The organism is Hymenobacter daeguensis (assembly GCF_054780555.1).
Genome location: NZ_BAAGWC010000011.1, coordinates 105,544 through 124,816, shown reverse-complemented (window position 1 = coordinate 124,816; position 19,273 = coordinate 105,544). Strand labels below are relative to the sequence as shown.

The following is a 19,273-nucleotide window of genomic DNA, read 5'->3' as shown; positions in this document are numbered from 1 at the left end:
AACTAGTGGAAAACAGGCTAGGGCTCTACCACAATTTCGCGCGATACGCAGTGGCTGCTGATGCAGGCCGCCGAGCCGTAGCCGCGCATGCTGAAGCGCACGGCGTAGGTGCCGGCCCGGCGGAAGGTGTGCTGGGCCCTGGCGCCCTGTACCACGGTGCCGTCGCGAAAGTCCCAGACCATCTGCACGTTGCGGCAGGTGAGCAGCTGGGCTTCGGGCGCATCGAAGCTCACGGGCTGGCCCACGCGCACCCGGCTGGCCGAGGGCGTGAAGTCGATGATGTCCTGCTGCACGAGGTTGACGGGGATGTACTTCTGGCCGCGCCGGACTTCGCCGGTTTTGTCCACGATGACATCGAGCTCGACCACATAGTTCTTGCGCTCCTTGTAGCAGTGGCTCACCGTGGGGCCGGTGAGGGTGGTGCCGTCGCCCATGTGCCACTGGTAGGTGAAGGGCCCGGCCGGCTCGTCGATGGACGGACGGCCATCGAGGTCGACGCAGAGCATGCGGGGCAGGGGCGGGCCGCAGCCCACGCTGGTGGTGTCGCCGGCCTGCTGGGCGCGGGCGGCCGTGCTCAGCACCAGCAGCAGCAGCGAAGCCAACAGCGAAATGCTACCGCGAAGACGGATTACCGGAAAGTGCATACTACAAAAGAAAACGAATGAAACGGCCGCCGGCAGCCGCCGGTGCGGTCGATGAGGCTAGAACTTATTGAGGCGCTGCATCACCTCGCGCAAATAGGTCTGGCCCACGGGAATGAGCTTGCCTTCGACTACTACGGAGTTGTCTTCGAGGGCCTGAATGCGGTTGAAATTGACGATGAAGGAGCGGTGCACGCGCACGAAGCGGCTGCCCGGAAATTTCTCCTCCACGGCTTTCATGGTGCTGTACACGATGAGCTTGCTCTGGCCCGTAACGATGTGCACGTAGTCGCCGAGGGCTTCTACGTAGCGCACTTCGTCGAAATTCACCCGCACGAGCTTGTTATCGACTTTCACGAAAGTGAAATCGGCATCGGGGGCCGAGGCTTCGATGGCATCGGGGCTGGCATCGGCCTGGCGGTCGGCCAGCTCGCGGGCTTTTTGGGCCGCCTGCAGGAAGCGGGCGTAGCTCACGGGCTTCACCAGGTAATCGACCACGGCGTGCTCGAAGGCCTGCACCGCATAGTCTTTGCTGCTGGTAATGAGGACGACCAGGGGCGGGTGCTGCAAGGTGCCCAGCAGCTCGATGCCCGAAAGCAGCGGCATCTCCACATCCAGAAACAGCAAATCGACGGGCGTTGTCCGCAACGCCTCCGCCGCTTCAACGGGGTTGGTGAAGCTGCCTTCCGCCGTCAGGAAAGGCGTGTTGGCGATGCAGTTCAGCACGATTTGTACCGACAGCGGGTCGTCGTCGACGACGAGGCAGCGCAACGGAGCGGTAGGAGCAGAATTGGGCATAAGTGCAGAGCAATTGGGAATTTCGTGAACGAATGTAGGCCGAACCAGCGGTTTTAGGTACCGGCGCGTTCGGCCAGCTGCGGGTAAAGCTCGGCCAGCTGCTGGCGGATGGTGTCGAGCAAAGGCTCGCAGTAGGGCATGGCGGGGTGCCGGGCGGCGCGCTCCAGCTCGTCGAGCTGGGTGTGCAGCACCGGCACGCCGAAATAGGCCACCTGGCCCTTCAGCTTGTGGGCGGTGCTGGCCAGCGCAGGCGGGTCGGCGGGGCAGGTGGCGGCCAGCAGGGCTTCGAGGGCGGGCGCTTCGGTGAGAAAGGTGTTGACAATCTGACGCAGGAAGCCTTCGTTGCCGCCGGCCAGCTCTTCCAGCAAATGCCAGTCAGGCTTTATCAGGGCAGGAGGGTAGGAGGGCAGGAGGGGAGAGGTTGGTCCGGAAGAAGCATCCGTGTCACCTTCATGTTCTCCTGCCCCCGCACCCTCCTGCCCTGAACCCGTCCGGCCGGTGAAATGAGCCAGACGGGCATACAGCACGGCCGGCTCGAAGGGCTTGGCCAGCGTGTCGTTCATGCCGGCGGCCAGGGCCAGGGCGCGGTCTTCGGGCAGCACGGAGGCCGTGAGGCCGATGATGGGCAGCTGGCTATTGTCGGGGAAGTGCCGGCGGATTTGGCGGGCGGCCTCGTAGCCGTCCATCTCCGGCATCTGCACGTCCATCAGCACCGCGTCGAACGGCTCGGCCGCTTCCGTCGCCGCTTCGAGGGCCAGGCGGCCGTTCTCGGCAATGACTACCTGCACGTTCCAGGCTTCCAGGGTTTTGCGGGCCACGAGCTGGTTGAGGGCGTTGTCTTCGGCCACCAGCACGCGCAGGGCGGGCTCGAAGGGCGTGAGCAGGCCGGCGTGGGCATCGGGCTGGGCGGCGCTGGGGTCGGCCACTTCGTAGGGCAGCTCGAAAAAGAACTCGGAGCCCTGGCCTTCCTCGCTGGTCACGCCAAGCTGGCCGCCGTGCAGCTGCACCAGGTTGCGGGCAATGCTCAGGCCCAGGCCCGTGCCGCCAAACTCGCGGGTAGTAGAGGTGTTGGCCTGCGAAAAGTCTTCGAAAATGGCCCCCAGCTTGTCCTGCGCAATGCCGATGCCGGTGTCGCGCACCGCGAAGCGCACGAGCGAATGGGTTTCCGCATCAGCCCCCGGCACCGCCTCCACCGTGACCGTGACGCCGCCGTGGCGGGTGAATTTGATGGCGTTGCCGACCAGGTTCACCAGCACCTGGTTCAGGCGCACCGGGTCGCCGAGCACGGCGGCGGGCACGTTGTCGGCCACGCTCACCGTAAAAAACAGGCCCTTGCTCTCGGTGGCAAACTTGAACATGGCCCCCAGCCGCCGCACGGCCTCGGGCAGGCGGAAGGGCACCTGCTCCAGCGTGAGCTTGCCGGCCTCCATCTTCGAACTGTCGAGAATGTCGTTGATAATCACCAGCAAATTCTGCGACGACGACTCGATGGCCGTGAGGTATTCGCCCTGCTCCCGGGTGGGGCGCGTGGCCTGCAGCAGGTTGGTAAGGCCGATGACGGCGTTCATCGGCGTGCGGATTTCGTGGCTCATGTTGGCCAGAAACTGCGCCTTGGCCCGGCGCGAGCTCTCGGCCGCGTCGCGGGCCACCACCAAATCGGCGTTGATGTCTTCGATGTGCGCTTTCTGGCGGCGCAGCTCGGCGGTGCGCTCGCGCACGGTGCGCTCCAGCACCAGCTGGGTGCGGCGCAGGCTGCCTTCGCGGGCGCGCACTACCCCAAATACCAGCCCGCCCAGCGCCAGCACCGCAAACGTGCGGAACCACCACGTGCGCCAGAACGGCGTGGCAATGCCGAACCGGGCGCTGGCCACCGCACTCCACGGGCCACTGGTGCCGCGCCGCACCCGCGCCTGCAGCACGTACTGGCCCGCGTCGAGGCTGGGAAACTGCGCCTCGCCCAGGCTGCTGGGCCGGCTCCAGCTATCGGAGAGGCCGCGCAGGCGGTACTGGTAGGTGAGCGGCTCGCCCGACGTCAGGCTGATGCCCTGAAAGGCAAAATTGAGCCGGTGGCGGGTGGCCGACAGCCAGCCGAGCGCGCCCACGGCCCGGGGCTCGCCATCCACTTCGGCCAGCGTGAACGCGAGGCCGGGCGGGTGCCCATCCACCAGGCGGCGGGCGGCGCTCAGGTCCACCCGCAGCATGCCGGCGCGGGTGGTCAGCCAGGCCACGGCCTGGCCCTTGGGGGTGGTGGTGAGGGCCACCGGGCCCAGCAGCTCGCGCACCAGCGGGTCGTCGGCCGCCGCCAATGGCGTGAAGCGGTGGGTGCGGGCATCGAGCAGCGTGAGGCCCTGGCGGTGCACCAGCAGCAATTGCGGGCCCGCGTGGCCGGGCGCGGCCCGCAGCGGCAGGATGCCGTAGGTATAGTCGGAGGGCAGCTTGCTTTGGGCCGTGAGCTGCTGCCACTGGCCGGAGCGCTGGCGGCAGTAGAGGCTCTGGCCCTCGGTGCCCACCCACAGGCGGCCGTCGGCATCCTCGGCCAGGGCGCTGGCATCGAGGCCTTCGGAGCCGAGGCGGTAATGCGCGAACTCGTCCATCACGGGGTCGTAGGCCCCAATGCCGGTGCCGTGGGTAGCCACCCACACGCGGCCGTTGTGGTCGGCCAACAGGGCGTAAATGGTGTTGTGCAGCAGGCCATTGGCGGTGGTAAAGTGCCGGACGCGCTGCGCGGTATCGGCGGGCAGCAGGTAGATGCCGTCATCGGCAGTGCCCACCCAGAGGCCCTGCCTGGCGGTGTGGGCCAGCGCCGTGATGCGGAGGCCGGCGGGGAGGCGCCGCTCCCGCGTGGCCGGTTTGTCGAAGCTGCTGGTGGTCCACAGCCCGCTGGCAGTGCCCAGCCAGAAGCCGGTGCCGGGCCGGTCCAGCAATACTTTTACCGCCGAGCTGCCCAGCGGCAAGACCGGCAGGGCCGGGTTGCCAACATAGCGCGGCGCGACGGTAGCCGCCTGGAGCGCAAAGAACTGATTGCCAAACGACGTGCCCCAGGCCTGGGTCCGGCCCTGCCGGTACTGCGTGACGAGTGCCGGCGCCACCGCAGCGTCCCAGTTGTCAGCATAGTCCAGGCGCAGGTAGCGGTCGGAGTGCCGCCACAGGCCCTGGCCGGCGGTGCCTAGCCAGGCGTTGCCTTCGCGGTCTTCGAGCAGGCAGCTGGCCTCGGTGCCCGCGGGCAGCCGCAGGTGGTAGCGGCGCTGGTAGCGGCCAATGGCGGCCGTATCGACGGGCGGGGGGCCGTCGGCGGGCAGGCGCAGGCCGGCGGGCACGGCGCTGCGTCTGCTGGGGCTGAATGAGCCGGCGGCAGCCTTCTTCACCGAAATGCCGCCCTGGTAATGGCCCACCCACAGGCGGCCCCGGGCATCTTCGCGCAGCGACACCACGAAGTCTTCGGCCAGGCCCTCTTTCTGCGTGAAGGTGACGAACTGCGTGCCGTCGTAGCGCACCAAGCCTTCGCCGGTGCCCAGCCAGAGGTAGCCCTGCCGGTCCTGCAGCAGCGCGTACACGAAGGCAGGCCGGAAGCCTTCGGCGGGCCCGAACTGGCGCAGGTACACCTGCTGGGCGCTGGCCGGCCGGGCCGGCAGCAGCAACGCCAGCACTGCGAGCAGCAGGCCTAAGCGCTGGAGAAAGAGAAAGGGAAGCCGTGATTTCAAGCAAAAAAGCCTCCTGCCGGACCGGGCAGTTGTTTGACGCTGCAAGGTAGAATGCCTGGTTTTCAAGAGCCGGACTTTCCGATTATCAACGGAGGTAGCCCGGTGAAATCGGAGTTTTGCTCGGCCGTAGCGCGGACTTTTAGTCCGCGCCTGAGTAGCATTCCACTCGCGGACTAAAAGTCCGCGCTACTATTTAGCCGTCACCTTAAACTCGGTGCGGCGGTTGAGCTGGCGGTTGAGCTTGCTGGTGTTGGGCACTTCGGGCTTGGTTTCGCCGTAGCCCACGGCGCTGAGGCGGGCGGCGGCGATGCCGTGCTGCGTGAGGTACGTCACCACGGCCTGGGCGCGGCGCTGGCTCAGGTCCTGGTTCATGGCGGCTTCGCCCACGTCGTCGGTGTGGCCGGCCATTTCCAGCTTCAGGGCGGGCGTCTCGGTGAGGAGCTTTTGCAGGCGCTCCAGCTCGGCGGTGCTTTCGGGGCGCAGGCTGGCCTTGCCGGTATCGAAGAAAATGTTGCGCAGCACGATGACCGTGCCCACTTCCAGCTTCTTGAGCGGAATGTCCTTCACCACTTCGGCAAAGGCCGCGCCGGCCGGCAGGTCGAAGTTCTCGGAGTGAAACAGGTAGCCGTCCTGCCGCACCACAATGCCGTAATTGGTGCCCGAAGGCAAGCTCACGAGGTATTTGCCGGAGGTGGCGTTGCTGCGGAAGTTGGCAATAGTCTGGCCCGTGGCGTTGTCGATGAGGTCGATGGCCGCGTCAACCGGCTGCTTGGTGGCGTCGTCGGTCACGGTGCCTTTCAGAATGGTGACCTGGGCGGTGGCCACGGCCACGGCCGGGGCCAGCACGGTTTGCTTCACCGGTGCCAGGCGCGAGGCCAGCAGCTGGTCTTCTTCGCTGAGCAGCGGCTGCTTTTCGGGGCCGAGGAAGGTGATGCGGTAAATGTCCTTCGCGCCCAGGCCGCCGGGCCGCTCGCTGCTGTAGTAGCCGTGCCGCCCCGAGGCCGAAGCCACGAAAAACACGTCGTCGTCGGGCGTGTTGATGGGCCAGCCCAGGTTCTCGGGCGTGCTCCACTTGCCGTTCTCAAACACCGATTTGAAGATGTCGTAGCCGCCCATCGAGTTGTGGCCTTCGGAGGAAAAATAGAGCGTCTTGCCATCGGGCGACATAAACGCGCCCTCTTCCCCATACGCCGTGTTGATGGCCGAGCCCAGGTTCACCGGCGTGTTTTTGCCCTCCAAATCAACCTTGTAAATATCAGCGCCGCCCGCGCCGCCCTCCCGGTCGCTCACGAAGTAGAGGTAGCGGCCATCGGGCGAGTAGCTGGCCGAGGTTTCGTGGGCGTTGGTGTTGATGCGGCTGTTGAGGCGGTGGGGCTTGTCCCAGGTGCTGCCGCTAAGGGTGGTTTCGAGCAGGTCGCCGCCGTTGGTGCCCACGTACACCAGCATGCGTTGGCCGTCGGGGGCGAGGCCCACGGTGGCGTTGTGGTCGTCGGTGTTCACGGGCGGGCCCAGGTTGGTGGCCTTGCTCCAGCTTTTGCCCCGCCAGGTGGCCTGGTAAATGTCTTCGAAATAGCCGTTGCCGCTGGGGTCCTTTTTGCCGCCCGTCGAGCCCTCCCGGCGCGAGGTGATAACGATGGTCGCTTCATCGGCCGACACCACCGGGCCGTAGTCCGACGCCGCCGAATTCAGCTCCGGCCCTGCGTTGTCGATGAACACCCGCGCCGGGTGCGCCATCAGCTGCTGGCCGTTGCGGCACTCCTGAATGCGGCGCTGCAAGTCGTTGGGGGTGAGCGTGCCGGCATCGCCGTTGCGGGTGTTGCTGCCCACCGGCGTGGCCTGCTGGTATTCGGCCATGGCCTCGCGCCACTTGGCGCTCAGGTGCAGGGCGCGGGCCAGCAGGTAGTGGGTGCGGGCATCGGCCGTGGCATCGAGCTTGGCGGCTTTTTGCAGGTAGGGGAGGGCAGCAGTTTTGGTGGCCGAGTTGAGGTAGCAGTCGCCGATTTTTACGTTCAGCGCCGCGTTGTTGGGGTTGAATTCCTGGGCGGCCAGGAAGTGCGGCAGGGCCTCGGCGTAGCGCGGCGGGTCGGCGCGGTAGTCGTCGTCGCCGGCTTTCAGCTCGCGGTTGGCTTCGCGCAGGCCCTCCTTGTTATCGCCAAAGTTGTCTTTGGTGAAGGCGACGCTTTGCGCGGCGGCGGGCAGGGCGGCGCTGGTCAGGAGCAGGAGAAATAGCAGGCGATTGAGGAAAGGCATCGCAGTGGAAATGTAGGAACGCGCCATGGCGCGTTCAATCGTTAGACGATAAATGAGAGAATATCCGGCTCCTGGGTATGTATGCCGGGCGCCGAATGCGCCGTGGCGCGTTCCTACTGGGCCTCGCCTGCGCAGCCGGCGGCGGCGGCGTAATTATCACCCACGGCAATGCCCAGCTCGGCAGCTTTGCGCCAGTCCTGGCAGGCCTCGTCGGCTTGGCGGAGCATTTCGCGGGCGTGGCCCCGGTTGAGGTAGGCCTCGGCGTAGTCGGGCTTCAGCTTGATGGCGGCGCTGGCATCGGCGGCGGCATCGGCGTATTTTTCCAGCTTGAGCTGGGCCGCGGCGCGGTTGTTCCAGGCGTAGGCGTATTTCGCATTAAGCTGCAGGGCCTGGCTGAAATCGGCAATGGCGCCCTTGTAGTCCTTGTTTTCGAAGCGGGCACTGCCCCGGTTGTTGTAGGCCAGGGCGTTGTCGGTTTTGCGGGCAATGTAGGCGTCGTAGTCCTTCAGCGCCTGGGGCAGCTGGCCGGTGCGGCGCTCGGCGGTGGCGCGGTTCAGCAAGGCCGAAAGCAGGTCGGGCTGCACCGCCAGGGCCTGGGTGTAGTCCTGCGCGGCCTCGGCGTAGTTGCCGAGCTTCTGCTGGGCGCTGGCGCGGTCGTGGTAGGCGTAGGCCAGCTTGGGGTCTGCCTTAATGGCCCCGTCGAAATCGGCACGGGCAGCCTGGTAGTCGCCTTTTTCGAAGCGCAGCACGCCCCGGTTGTACCAGGCGGGCGCATAATCGGGCTTGGCCTTCACGGCTTCGGAGTAATCAGCTTCGGCTTCGGGGAGGTGCTGCTGGGCCTCGTGGGCGCGGGCCCGGCCGAAGTAGCCGGCGTAGTTGCCGGGCTCCAGCTTCAGGGCCTGGTCGTAGTCGGCCACGGCCTGCGGGTATTCCTTCAGCTCGTAGCGGGTGGCGGCGCGGTTGGTGTAGGCGGCGGCGAAATCGGGCCGGGCGGCAATGGCCTGGTTGAAGCTGGCCAATGCCGCCGGGTAGCTCTGGCTGTTGAAGCTGGCCAGGCCGCTGTTGTAGGCTTTCTCGGCCAGCTGGGGGCCGGGCAGGGTGCTGGCCCGCACCGTATCGACCTGTGCCCGGGCTGTGACGGCGGTGCCCAGCAACACGAAGAAAAATAGAGTCTTTTGTATCATAGCCAGAAGATAATTCGATTCCGATGCGTGGTAAGCGAAGATATTGGATTTTGTGCGTTTAGCCTATCTTCGGATGCGGGTTTTTCAGTGACAGCTCCTGGTTTGGGTTGCCGGGCCCTACTCGTCCGGCCGGTATCAGGCCTGGCTGCGTTCGGCCGGCAGTATATTGGCTGCCCAAACAACCACAGCAGACGGATAAAAAGTGAGTTTGCAGCGAATGAAAGACCTTTTTGTCTCATTTATTTATTATGTTAAGTATATTAAAGGCTGCTGAAATCAGTTGCGAAACGAAATCCAACCGGGCTGCAAAACTGTTTACCGTAGCGGCCCCGCTGCGCCACTCGCCGCCCGCTTCCACATGACTGTTTCCGACCTCCGCCTGTCCGCTGCCGAAACCAACCGCTACAGCCGCCACCTGCTGCTGCCCGAAATCGGCCCGGCCGGCCAGCAGCGGCTGAAAGCGGCCCGCGTGCTGGTGGTGGGCTGCGGCGGCCTGGGCTGCCCGGTGCTGCAATACCTGGCGGCTGCCGGCGTGGGCACGCTGGGCCTGCTCGATTTCGACACCGTGGACGAGAGCAACCTCCAGCGGCAGGTGCTCTACGCCACCGCCGATGTGGGCCGCCCCAAAGCGGTAGTGGCTGCCGAAAAGCTGCGGGCGCAGAACCCCTTCATTGTGCTGCAAACGCACCAGGTGCTGCTCGCGGCGGCCAACGCCCTGGCATTGTTTGCCGGCTACGACCTGGTGGTGGACTGCTCCGACAACTTCGCCACCCGCTACCTCGTGAACGATGCCTGCGTGGTGCTGGGCAAGCCGCTGGTATTCGGGGCCATTTTCAAGTTTGAGGGACAGGTGTCGGTTTTCAATTACCAAAACGGGCCTACCTACCGCTGCCTCCATCCGCAGCCGCCGGCCCCCGGCGAAGCGCCCAGCTGTGCCGAAATCGGGGTGTTGGGCGTGCTGCCGGGCCTCATTGGCACCATGCAGGCCAACGAAGCGCTGAAAATTATTCTGGAAATAGGGGAGGTGCTGAGCGGCCGGCTGCTGCTGGTGAATGCGCTGGACATGCGGTTCCAAACCATCCGCTTCCGGGCCGTGGCGGCCAACCAGCAGCGCACGGCGCTGGCCTCCGACTACGCCGCCTTCTGCGGCGAAGCGCCGCTGGAAGCCGTGCCCGGCCGCGCCCCCGAAATTTCGGCCGATGAGCTGAAGGCGTGGCAGCGAAGCACCCGGCCCGTGCAGCTACTCGATGTACGCGAGCCGCACGAGCACGCCCGGCGCAGCATCGGCGGGCAGCTGATTCCGCTGGGGCAGCTGGCGGCCCGGCTGGCCGAGGTAGCGCCCGAAGTGCCCGTGGTGGTGCATTGCGCCAGCGGCGTGCGCAGCCAGCAGGCGGCCCGGCTGCTGCTGGCCAACGGCTTTGCGGAGGTGTATTCGCTCCGCAGCGGCCTGGCCGATTACTGAGCGCCGGGCCAATTGGCCAGCCGGGCCCGAATCTGTTCCAGCTGGGCTTGCTTGGGCGCGGCGCGGCGCGCGCGGGCGGTGGCCGTCCAGTAGTGGTGGCTGGTCAGGAAACGCTCCTGTAGCTGAAACCAGGCGTGCTCGTCGGCAATGAGCTGCTGGGCGGTGAGCTCGTGAAACAGGCTGGTGGAAATGGGCTCAAAATCGGGCCGGCCAAGGTAGTCGAGGTCGGCATCGCAGAGAAGCTGGGCGAGGTGGTCGGCGGGCTGCTGCGGGTATTGGGTGGCCATTATGAGGGCACACACCTGCTCTACCTGCGCGGCCGAGTAGCCAAAGCCGGGCAGCGTGGCCCGCACCAGCTCGCTGCCCCGGGCCTCGTGCTGCTGGTAGGTGTAGAGAAAGCCGGCATCGTGGTAGAGGGCGGCGGTGCGCAGCAGGGCCAGGGTTTCGGCGTCGGTCACGCCTTCGGCGGCGGCCAGGCTGCTGGCGGCCAGGGCCACGTCGAGGGTGTGGGCCAGGCCGTGGTAGGTGAGGGCGGGGGCCAGGCCGCGCCGCAGCTCGTTCAGGATAAAGTCTTCGGCGGCTTGCAGGTGCATGGGCGGGAGATGGCCGGTGGGAAAGCCCTGTTTATACGAAAAACCGCCGGCTTCGGACCGAAGATAAGCACAGCGGCTGCCACCCTTTGCAGGCTGGGCCCGGGCGTGCGGCAACCGTTTGCTCAGGCTCGGGGCGCGCGCCATGTTATGGCCAGGTTAAGCGGTTGCAGCGGGCGCGGTGAATTGTTAGCTTTGTAGAAAAAAATCAAAATAAATAAATTTTAGCGGCCTCTTTTTTCAGTTTTCACAATTGCCTGCCCGCAGGCAGCCTTTGCACGAGCCGCTCAGTCATTGGGGCGGGCGTTCGGGGGCCGGAGCCGGGCCGGCAGCAGGCGGTGAAGACGCAAGCGGCCGGCCGGTACCCGTGGTTTCCGGCGAATACTTCAGCTTTTCTACCTCAGAACGCTTTATGCCGCATGCCGTTACATGGTTTCTGCACGGGCCCGGGCCCCGCAGCCAGAGCGGCCAGCCCCGGGTAGAGCCCTCATGGTTGGTTACCAAGCCCGCGCCTTGCCCATGAGATGGATAGTAATGGTGCTGGCTGTCTGGTTGATAAGCGGCACGGCGCAGGCCCGCTCCGGCTATTGGGATGCCGACTACGACTCGCTGACCCGCGCGCTGCCCTTGCAGCGCAGCGACACGGCCCGCCTGCGGCTGGTGCAGCACCTGCTCGACCTGCACCCCACCAACGCCCAGGCCGTGCCCCTGCTCGACCAGCTGCTGGCCCTCAACCAGCGGATGCAGGCCCTGAACGATGCGCCCTACCGCCGCCTGCGCGCCGGAGTGGCCCTCTGGCACCGGGGCGATGCCGATGCCGCCGCCCTCGACAGCATGAAGGCGGCCGTGGCGGCGTTCGACCAAACGGGTCGTCCCATTCCGTGGGTGCTGATTGACCTGGTGACGCTCTACAACCGCCTGAGCCGGATGGATGCCCGCAAGCAGTACTACGACGAAAAGCTGGCCTATTACCGCCTGCACGGCGCCACCGAAAACGTGGCCGCCTGCTACGTGTCGCAGGGCGGCTACTACCGGCGCATGGGCGACCACAACCGCACCCTCAACAGCCTGCTGCGCGCCGCCGACCTGGTGAAGGGCTACGACCAGCGCCTCTACCTGCGCGAGCTGCTGGTGGCCGGCGATGTGTATGCCGAATGGGGCAACCGCGCCAAAGCCATGAAATACCTGCGCCAGGCCCAGCGGCTGCCCGATTTCCGGCGGCTGCAGGGCATGGAGCGCGTGTTTACCTTCCTGGCCCTGTCGCGGCTCTACATGGAAGGCAATAACACCTCCATGGCCCTGCACATGGTCGATTCTGTGCTGCTGGGCCGCGTGAGCGACCCCGCCGAGCAGCAGGTCAGCCAGGCCTATGCGCTGGTGCAGAAGGCCCTGGTGCTGCTGCATACCGGGCAGACAGATGTCGCCGGGCGCTTGCTGGCCCAGGCCCAGGCCCTCGACGACGAGCTGCACATTCCGATGTCGGGCAAGCCCGGCGAATTTGAGCTGGACGCCGCCTGGGCCCGCTACTACACGGCCCGCCAGCAGCCGGCCCGGGCCGAGCAGCATTGGCTGGCGGCCTACCGCAAAGCCACCGCGCTGCGCGTTGACCGGCTGCGCCCCAAATACCTGCGGCAGCTGGCTGAGTTCTACGATGCCCGCCAGCGGCCGGCCGATGCCCAGCGCTACTCCCGCGCCTACATTGCCCTCACCGATACCCTGAACGCGGCGCAGAACACCTTTCACATTGCCCAGTACGAAAGTGAGCGGGTAGAGCAGGCCCAGTACGCCCAGATAGCCGACCTGCGCCAGGCCCAGGCCGTGCAGGCCGTGCGCCTGCGCGCCGGCAACCGGCTGCTGCTCGGGGCCCTGCTGACCGTGCTGCTGGTTTCGGGGCTGGGGGTGTTCATCTACCGGCAGCTGCAGGTGAACCGCCGCAACCTGGCCCGGCTGCGCGAAACGCAGTCGCAGCTGGTGCAGGCCGAGAAAATGGCGTTTCTGGGCGAGCTCACGGCCGGCATTGCCCACGAGCTGCAAAACCCGCTCAACTTCATGAAGAACTTTGCCGAAGTGAGCACTACCCTGGTCGAAGACATGAAGGGCAACGACCGGCCCGCCAACCTGGAGCAGGAAATTCTGGTGGGCCTGAAGCAGAACCTGCAGCAAATCAGCCAGCACGGCCAGCGGGCTTCCTCCATCATCAAAGACATGCTGGAACACTCGCGCACCGGCACCGGCCAGCGCGTGGCCAGCGACCTCAACGCCCTGGCCGAAGAGTCGCTCCACCTGGCCTACCAGTCTTTCTGCACCACCGACAAAGACTTTCGCGCCACGCTGGGCAAGAACCTCGACCCCCAGCTGGGCAGTGTGGCGGTGGTGACGCAGGACATGGGTCGGGTGTTGATAAACCTGTGCACCAATGCCTTGCACGCCGTGCGCGAGCGCCAGCGGGCATTGGCCGGCAACAGCTGCGATGCCGGCCCCTACGAGCCCACCGTGACCGTGAGCACGCACCGGCCCACGGCCCGGACAGTGGAAATCCGGGTGCGTGACAACGGCACGGGGATGCCCGAGCAGGTGAAAAGCCGGATTTTTCAGCCCTTCTTCACCACCAAGCCGGCGGGCGAGGGCACGGGCCTGGGCCTGTCGCTGAGCCACGACATCGTGACCAAGGGCCACGGCGGCACCCTCACCGTGGAAAGCCGAGAGGGCGAAGGAACCGAATTCCTCATCATTCTGTCGGCATAAGCGGTGGAAGTGGCTAAGCGGTTTATGACGTCAATTGCGGCTGAGTGGGGGCCGGCGCTGCGCCGGGCGGCCCTGGTTTGCCTGCTGGGAGGCGGCCTGCCCGCGCTGGTGCGCGCGCAGGCCCACCCGGTCGATAGCCTGCGGCTGGACCTGCGCCGTTACTCCCGGCCCGATACTGCCCGCAACAACCGCCTCAACAACCTGGCCATGGCCCTGCGCAACAACGCGCCCGAAGAGTCGGCGGCCTTGTTTCGGGAAGCCCGGCAGCTGGGGCAGGAGCTGGGGTACGCCGCCGGCGAGGCCGAGGCTTCGCTGGGCCTGGGCTTCTACTACCGCCACCGCAGCGAGTACGGCACGGCCGAGGCCTATTCGGAGCAGGCCCGTCAGGGCTTCGAGCAAACCAGCAACCTGCTGGGCCAGACGCGCAGCCTCTACAACCTGTCGTGCATTTACTCCGAGCAGGGCCTCTACAACAAGTCGCTGCAGGCCAACCTGCGTGGCCTGGCCCTGGCCGAAGCCGCGCGCAACCTGAAGTGGCAGGCTTTTCTCAACACCCAGCTGGGCATCAGCAGCACTTACCTGGGCGAGTATGCCACCGCCACCCGCTACCTCAGCCAGGGCCTGCGTCTGGCCAAGGAATCGGGCGACCCGAACAGCATCGGGCACGCCTACGCGGGCCTGGGGGCCCTGTACCGTATGCAGGGCCGCTGGGCCGACGCGCAGCGCAACTACGAAGCCGACGCCGAAATATCGCGGGCGCTGAACGACGAGCCGGGCGTGCTCTTCGAGGAAATCAACATCGGCGACATGGAGCAGCGCCAGGGCCACGTGCCGCAGGCCTTTGCCAACGGCCGCAGCGGCCTGCGGCGGGCCCTGCGCATGAGGGCCGCCGCCGGCGACGTGCCCCGGGCCCAGCTGGTGCTGGCCCGTACCTTTCTGCACACCGGCCAGCTCGACAGCGCCCTTATCTACGCGCAGCGCAGCCTGCAGGCCACCCAGCGCAGCGGCGCGAAGGAATACAGCCGCGATGCCAGCCAGGTGCTGGCCCAGGCCTCGGCCCGGCTGGGCAACTACGCGGCGGCTTACCGCTACGAGCAGCTGTTCGGAGCCTACCGCGACAGCCTCAATAGCAGCGACCTGAAGCGCAGGGCCGCCGTGCTGGAATACCGCGCCGACCTGGCCCGCAAGCAGGCCCAGATTGTGCAGCTCACCAGCACCGGCCAGCTCATTCAGGCCCAGAACCGGCAGCAGCGCTGGGCCCTGCTCAGCGCCCTGCTCGGGCTGGGCGCGGCCGGGGCGCTGAGCGCGGTGCTCTGGCGCAACAACCGCGAAAAGCAGCGCGCCAACGCCCGCCTCAAGCAGCAGCAGCACGAGCTGCAGGCCGCCCAAAGCCAGCTGGTGGCGGCCGAGAAGTGGGCTTTCGTGGGCGAGCTGTCGGCGGGCATTGCCCACGAGCTCCAGAACCCGCTGGCCTTCATGAAAAACTTTGCCGACGTGAGCGTGGCCCTGCTCGACACCGATGGCGCTACGCCGGCCGGCCCGGCCAGCCTGGAGCAGGAAATAATGGCGGGCCTGAAGCAGAACCTGCAGAAAATCAGCCAGCAGGGCCAGCGGGCGTCGTCCATCATCAACGACATGCTGGCCCACGCCCGCAGCGGCCGCAGCGAGCGCACCCCCACCGACCTCAACGCCCTGGCCGCCGAGGCCCTGCACCTGGCCTACCAGGGCGTGTGCGCCCAGGATAAAACCTTCCATGCCACGCTGGTGCAGGACCTGCCGCCGCGCCAGCCCCTGGTGCCCGTCGCCCCGGCCGATATGACCCGGGTGCTGATAAACCTGTGCACCAACGCCCTGCACGCCGTGCGCGAGCGCCTGCTCGAAGCCGGTACGGCCCCCGGCTACCTGCCCACCGTGACGGTGAGCACCCGCTACCCCGACCCCCACAGCATCGAAATCCGGGTGCGCGACAACGGCACGGGGATGCCCGAGCAGGTGAAAAGCCGGATTTTTCAGCCCTTCTTCACCACCAAGCCGGCGGGCGAGGGCACGGGCCTGGGCCTGTCGCTGAGCCACGACATCGTGACCAAGGGCCACGGCGGCACCCTCACCGTGGAAAGCCGAGAGGGCGAAGGAACCGAATTTGTGGTGACGCTGCCGGTCTGACGGGCGGGGCCGAATAGGCGCGGCGGTAGTACATTTCCGCTCTGCAGTGGAATATCGGTTGGGCTTCGGCCAAAATGAGCAAATTTGCGCTGCGGCTGGCTGCTGTTTCATCCTGAAAGATTCTGCCCCGCTACCCTTTTGCTATGGCTCATTCGGCTGATTACGGACAGCTTTTTGTTTTTGCCCCGATGGCCGTGGGCATTGTGCGGGCCATGAGCAAGTTTCTGGACTTGCCGCAGCGCCTGCCCCGCTGGAGCCGGCTGCTGAATTTCATCTGGGTCCCGGCGGCGGTGATGTTCGGAGCAGCGGCCCTGCTCAGGATAAGGGGCCCGCTGTGGGGCGACTGGTACTGGCTGCTGGTATTGCTGGTGGTACTGGCCGTGCTTTTTGCCGTGCGCGACTACCGCCCGGCCCGGACGCTATTCTTCGCCGCGGCTCCGCTGGTGCTCTACACGGGCGTCGAGCTGGTGCTGGAAGACGCCAGCGGCAAAATGCCCAGGAGCTACGATGCCTTTATGGACTCGGCCCAGGCCTTCGTGCTTATCTGGCTGTTTACGTTTGTCCTGATTGCGCGCAGCCAGAAGAAAACCCTGGAAAAGGAGCGCGTGCTGCGCGAGGAAGAGGCCAAAGCCAAGCGCCTCATCGAAGCCCAGAACCAGCAGCTGGAAAGCCTGGTGGCCGAGCGCACCGCCGCCCTCACCAACCAGGCCGAGGAGCTGCAAGCCACCCTCACCGAACTGCGCACCACCCAGGCCCAGCTGGTGCAGAGCGAGAAAATGGCCAGCCTGGGCGAGCTCACGGCCGGCATTGCCCACGAGATTCAGAACCCGCTCAACTTCGTCAATAACTTCGCCGACGTCTCGGCCGAGCTCATTACCGAGCTGGAGGAGGAGCAGCAGAAGCCCGCGCGCGACCTGGAGCTGGAAGCCGAGCTGCTGGCCGACCTCAAGCAGAACCTGCTCAAAATCAGCCAGCACGGCGGACGGGCGGCCAGCATTGTGCGCGGCATGCTGGAGCACTCGCGCACCAGCTCCGGCGAGCGCACCCTCACCGACCTCAACGCCCTGGCCGACGAATACCTGCGCCTGGCCTACCACGGCCTGCGCGCCAAGGACAAAACCTTCAACGCCACGCTTAAGCCCGATTTCGACCCCAGCCTGCGGCCCGTCGAGGTTATTTCGCAGGACCTGGGCCGGGTGCTGCTCAACCTGCTCAACAACGCCTTCTACGCCGTGCGCCAGCGCCAGCAGAAGGGCGAGGCCGGCTACGCGCCCACCGTGAGCATCAGCACCAGGAATCTGGGGAAGGAAGTGGAGTTGCGCGTGCGCGACAACGGCCTGGGCATTCCGGAGGCCGTGCGGGCCAAAATATTCCAGCCCTTCTTCACCACCAAGCCCACCGGCGAGGGCACCGGCCTGGGCCTGTCGCTGAGCTACGACATCATTACCCAGGGCCACGGCGGCACCCTCAGTGTGCAAAGCGAAGAAGGAAGCGGAACCGAATTTGTGATTAGCTTGCCTCTGAATCAGGCAGGTTAGCTGCCGGGATGGGTGTTCCGGGCGTTGTCCTGGTCAGAAACCCGGGACTTCTTCGCCGTATGCCCGCTATGCTGCCCTGCGCCCCGGCCCCCGCTGGTGCCGACGGGGGCCAGTTGAGGAAAACAACTTAATTTGCCAGCCTCAGGTTTTACGCGGTGCTGATGCCCCTGATTCATTATTTAGCTGTTCGCGTGCCGGGTCGGCTGGTCCTGATAATGGGCTTGCTATGGCTGGCCCTGCCCGCGCGGGCCGACGCGGGCGTTGCCCCCTCCAGCTCGGTGGTGGACAGCCTGCGCCACCTGCTGGCCCTGCCCCAAACCGACTACGACCGGGTGGAGCTGCTCTGCCAGGTGAGCGACCAGCTCTGGACGCAGAACACCGACTCGGCCGCCGTGTATGCCAACAAGGCGCTGCTGCTGGCCCGGCGCGCCCACTACCGCCAGGGCGAGGGCGAGGCCCTCAACCGCCTGGGGGCCGCCCTGCGCGAAAGCAACCTGGCGCGGGCGCTGGAAGTGTTTCAGCAGTCGCTGCGCATTGCCGAAGCCACCCGGGACCAGGCCCTGATGGCCCAGAACCTGCGCAGCATCGGCATTATCCATGTGTACCTGCGCGACAAGCCGGCGGCGATGGCCTACTACTTCCGGGCCCTGAAAATTGGCGAGCAGCTGCACGACGACCGCCGCGTGGTCATCGAGCTCAGCAACATTGGCCTGGCCTACGACCTGTTTGGCCCGCTCGACTCGGCCCAGCTCTATCAGCAGCGCGCCCTCAGGCTGGCCCGCCGCCTGCACACGCCCACCAACTACATTCTCTACGGCCTCGGCAACGCCGCCCGCAAGCGCGGCGAAGTGGCCCGGGCCCGCATTTTCTACCGCGAGAGCATTGCCGAATCGAAGAAGGTGCACCACCTGCGCAGCCTCAACTTTGCCTACGTGGGCCTGGCCCAGCTCTACCAGCAAATCGGCCAGCCCGATTCCAGCATCTACTACGCCCGGCTGGGCTGCCAGGCCGCCCGGGCCAACGGCTTTCTGCGCGGCGTGCTCAACGCCAGCACGCTGCTGACCAAGGACTTTAAAGCCCGCGACAATGCCGATAGCGCCCTTAAGTACCAGAGCCTCATGCTGGTGATGAAGGATACGCTGTTTGGGCAGGAGAAGGTGATGCGCCTGCAAACCCTCAACTACCGTGAGCAGCAGCGCACCCGCGAAATGGCCGCCAGCCAGGCCGCGCTGCGGGCCCGCTACCGCACCTACGCCCTGCTGGCCGGCGTGGTGGGCCTGCTGGTGCTGGCCCTGATTCTGGGCCGCCACGGCCGCCAGCAGGAGCGCGCCAAGGAGGCGCTGGAGCAGTCGCTGGCCGAGCTCAAAACCGCGCAGGACCAGCTGGTGCAGCGCGAGAAAATGGCGTTTCTGGGCGAGCTCACGGCCGGCATTGCCCACGAGCTGCAAAACCCGCTCAACTTCGTGAAGAACTTCGCCGAAGTCAGCACCGACCTTGTGGACGAGATAACCGGCGAGCAGCGCGGCGCGGCCCGCAGCGCCGGCCTGGAGCAGGAAATCCTGGCCGGCCTGAAGCAGAATCTGCAGCAAATCAGCCAGCACGGCCAGCGGGCCACGTCCATCATCAAGGGCATGCTGGAACACTCGCGCACGGGCACCGGCCAGCGCAGCTTGCTCGACCTCAACCACCTGGTCGATGACAGCCTGCGGCTGGCCTACCAAGGGCTGCAAGCCAAGGAAAAAGGCTTCACCGCAGCGCTCACCACCGCCTATGCCCCGGACCTGCCCCGCGTTTCGGTGGTGCAGCTGGACATGGGCCGCGTGCTGATAAACCTGTTTACCAATGCCTTCCATGCCGTGCAGGCCCGCCAGCGCCAGCAGCCCGGCGCCGACTACCGGCCCGAGGTGGCGGTGAGCACGCGGGCCGTGCCGGGCGCGGTCGAAATCCGCATCCGCGACAACGGCACCGGCATGCCGGACGCGGTGAAGGCCCGCATTTTCCAGCCCTTCTTCACCACCAAGGCCGTGGGCGAAGGCACCGGCCTGGGCCTCTCGCTGAGCCACGACGTGGTGACCACCGGCCACGGCGGCACCCTCACCGTGGAAAGCCGCGAGGGCGAAGGCACCGAATTTGTGGTGACCCTGCCCGCCTGAGCCGGCCCGGCGGCTACCTTTGGGCCAATTCATCTTCGAAAAAAATCA

Annotated in this window: 11 protein-coding genes; 5 read left to right on the top strand and 6 right to left on the bottom strand. The window is 66.3% G+C overall.

Annotation, left to right across the window (positions count from 1 at the left end):
- Positions 1-17: 17 nt before the first annotated feature.
- The 5 genes from ACYVHT_RS13730 to ACYVHT_RS13710 form a co-directional block, all read right to left on the bottom strand.
- Positions 18-644 (bottom strand): PKD domain-containing protein, encoded by a 627-nt coding sequence (locus tag ACYVHT_RS13730; protein WP_460552652.1) that lies wholly within the window; start codon positions 642-644, stop codon positions 18-20.
- Between the two features lie 57 nt (positions 645-701).
- Positions 702-1,439, bottom strand: coding sequence for a LytR/AlgR family response regulator transcription factor (locus tag ACYVHT_RS13725; protein ID WP_460552649.1), 738 nt, complete (start codon positions 1,437-1,439; stop codon positions 702-704).
- 53 nt (positions 1,440-1,492) lie between these two features.
- Complete coding sequence (locus ACYVHT_RS13720) at positions 1,493-5,140, bottom strand: ATP-binding protein (protein ID WP_460552646.1); 3,648 nt, start codon at positions 5,138-5,140, stop codon at positions 1,493-1,495.
- A gap of 189 nt (positions 5,141-5,329) precedes the next feature.
- The gene (locus ACYVHT_RS13715) at positions 5,330-7,390 is read right to left on the bottom strand and encodes an OmpA family protein (RefSeq protein WP_460552643.1); all 2,061 of its coding nucleotides are present in this window, start codon (positions 7,388-7,390) and stop codon (positions 5,330-5,332) included.
- 113 nt (positions 7,391-7,503) lie between these two features.
- Positions 7,504-8,574: a tetratricopeptide repeat protein gene (locus tag ACYVHT_RS13710; protein WP_460552640.1), complete on the bottom strand. Its 1,071-nt coding sequence runs from the start codon at positions 8,572-8,574 to the stop codon at positions 7,504-7,506.
- A 358-nt stretch (positions 8,575-8,932) separates the two neighbouring features.
- Here ACYVHT_RS13710 and moeB point away from each other — a divergent pair, with 358 nt between their 5' ends.
- Positions 8,933-10,036, top strand: a complete 1,104-nt coding sequence (gene moeB, locus ACYVHT_RS13705; RefSeq protein WP_460552637.1) for a molybdopterin-synthase adenylyltransferase MoeB — start codon at positions 8,933-8,935, stop codon at positions 10,034-10,036.
- Here moeB and ACYVHT_RS13700 read toward each other — a convergent pair.
- Positions 10,030-10,629: an HD domain-containing protein gene (locus tag ACYVHT_RS13700; protein WP_460552634.1), complete on the bottom strand. Its 600-nt coding sequence runs from the start codon at positions 10,627-10,629 to the stop codon at positions 10,030-10,032. The genes moeB and ACYVHT_RS13700 overlap by 7 nt on opposite strands.
- 516 nt (positions 10,630-11,145) lie before the next feature.
- Between ACYVHT_RS13700 and ACYVHT_RS13695 the strand changes: the two genes are divergently transcribed.
- The 4 genes from ACYVHT_RS13695 to ACYVHT_RS13680 all read left to right on the top strand — a co-directional run bounded on the left by ACYVHT_RS13695 (position 11,146) and on the right by ACYVHT_RS13680 (position 19,225).
- The gene (locus tag ACYVHT_RS13695; RefSeq protein ID WP_460552631.1) at positions 11,146-13,371 is read left to right on the top strand and encodes an ATP-binding protein; all 2,226 of its coding nucleotides are present in this window, start codon (positions 11,146-11,148) and stop codon (positions 13,369-13,371) included.
- Between the two features lie 24 nt (positions 13,372-13,395).
- The gene (locus ACYVHT_RS13690) at positions 13,396-15,534 is read left to right on the top strand and encodes an ATP-binding protein (protein ID WP_460552628.1); all 2,139 of its coding nucleotides are present in this window, start codon (positions 13,396-13,398) and stop codon (positions 15,532-15,534) included.
- Positions 15,535-15,677: 143 nt separating this feature from the next.
- Positions 15,678-17,072 carry a sensor histidine kinase gene (locus tag ACYVHT_RS13685; RefSeq protein ID WP_460552625.1) on the top strand — a complete coding sequence of 465 codons (1,395 nt, stop codon included), beginning with the start codon at positions 15,678-15,680 and terminating at the stop codon, positions 17,070-17,072.
- Positions 17,073-17,233: 161 nt separating this feature from the next.
- A complete protein-coding gene (locus tag ACYVHT_RS13680; protein ID WP_460552622.1) occupies positions 17,234-19,225 on the top strand; it encodes a tetratricopeptide repeat-containing sensor histidine kinase in 1,992 nt (663 codons plus the stop codon).
- Positions 19,226-19,273: the final 48 nt, after the last annotated feature.

Excerpts from the sequence above, each read along its gene's own strand:
- ACYVHT_RS13730 (WP_460552652.1), bottom strand. The coding sequence starts at position 644 with ATGCACTTTCCGGTAATCCGTCTTCGCGGTAGCATTTCGCTGTTGGCT.
- ACYVHT_RS13725 (WP_460552649.1), bottom strand. The coding sequence starts at position 1,439 with ATGCCCAATTCTGCTCCTACCGCTCCGTTGCGCTGCCTCGTCGTCGAC.
- ACYVHT_RS13715 (WP_460552643.1), bottom strand. The coding sequence starts at position 7,390 with ATGCCTTTCCTCAATCGCCTGCTATTTCTCCTGCTCCTGACCAGCGCC.
- ACYVHT_RS13710 (WP_460552640.1), bottom strand. The coding sequence starts at position 8,574 with ATGATACAAAAGACTCTATTTTTCTTCGTGTTGCTGGGCACCGCCGTC.
- moeB (WP_460552637.1), top strand. The coding sequence starts at position 8,933 with ATGACTGTTTCCGACCTCCGCCTGTCCGCTGCCGAAACCAACCGCTAC.
- ACYVHT_RS13700 (WP_460552634.1), bottom strand. The coding sequence starts at position 10,629 with ATGCACCTGCAAGCCGCCGAAGACTTTATCCTGAACGAGCTGCGGCGC.
- ACYVHT_RS13695 (WP_460552631.1), top strand. The coding sequence starts at position 11,146 with ATGAGATGGATAGTAATGGTGCTGGCTGTCTGGTTGATAAGCGGCACG.
- ACYVHT_RS13690 (WP_460552628.1), top strand. The coding sequence starts at position 13,396 with ATGACGTCAATTGCGGCTGAGTGGGGGCCGGCGCTGCGCCGGGCGGCC.
- ACYVHT_RS13685 (WP_460552625.1), top strand. The coding sequence starts at position 15,678 with ATGGCTCATTCGGCTGATTACGGACAGCTTTTTGTTTTTGCCCCGATG.
- ACYVHT_RS13680 (WP_460552622.1), top strand. The coding sequence starts at position 17,234 with ATGCCCCTGATTCATTATTTAGCTGTTCGCGTGCCGGGTCGGCTGGTC.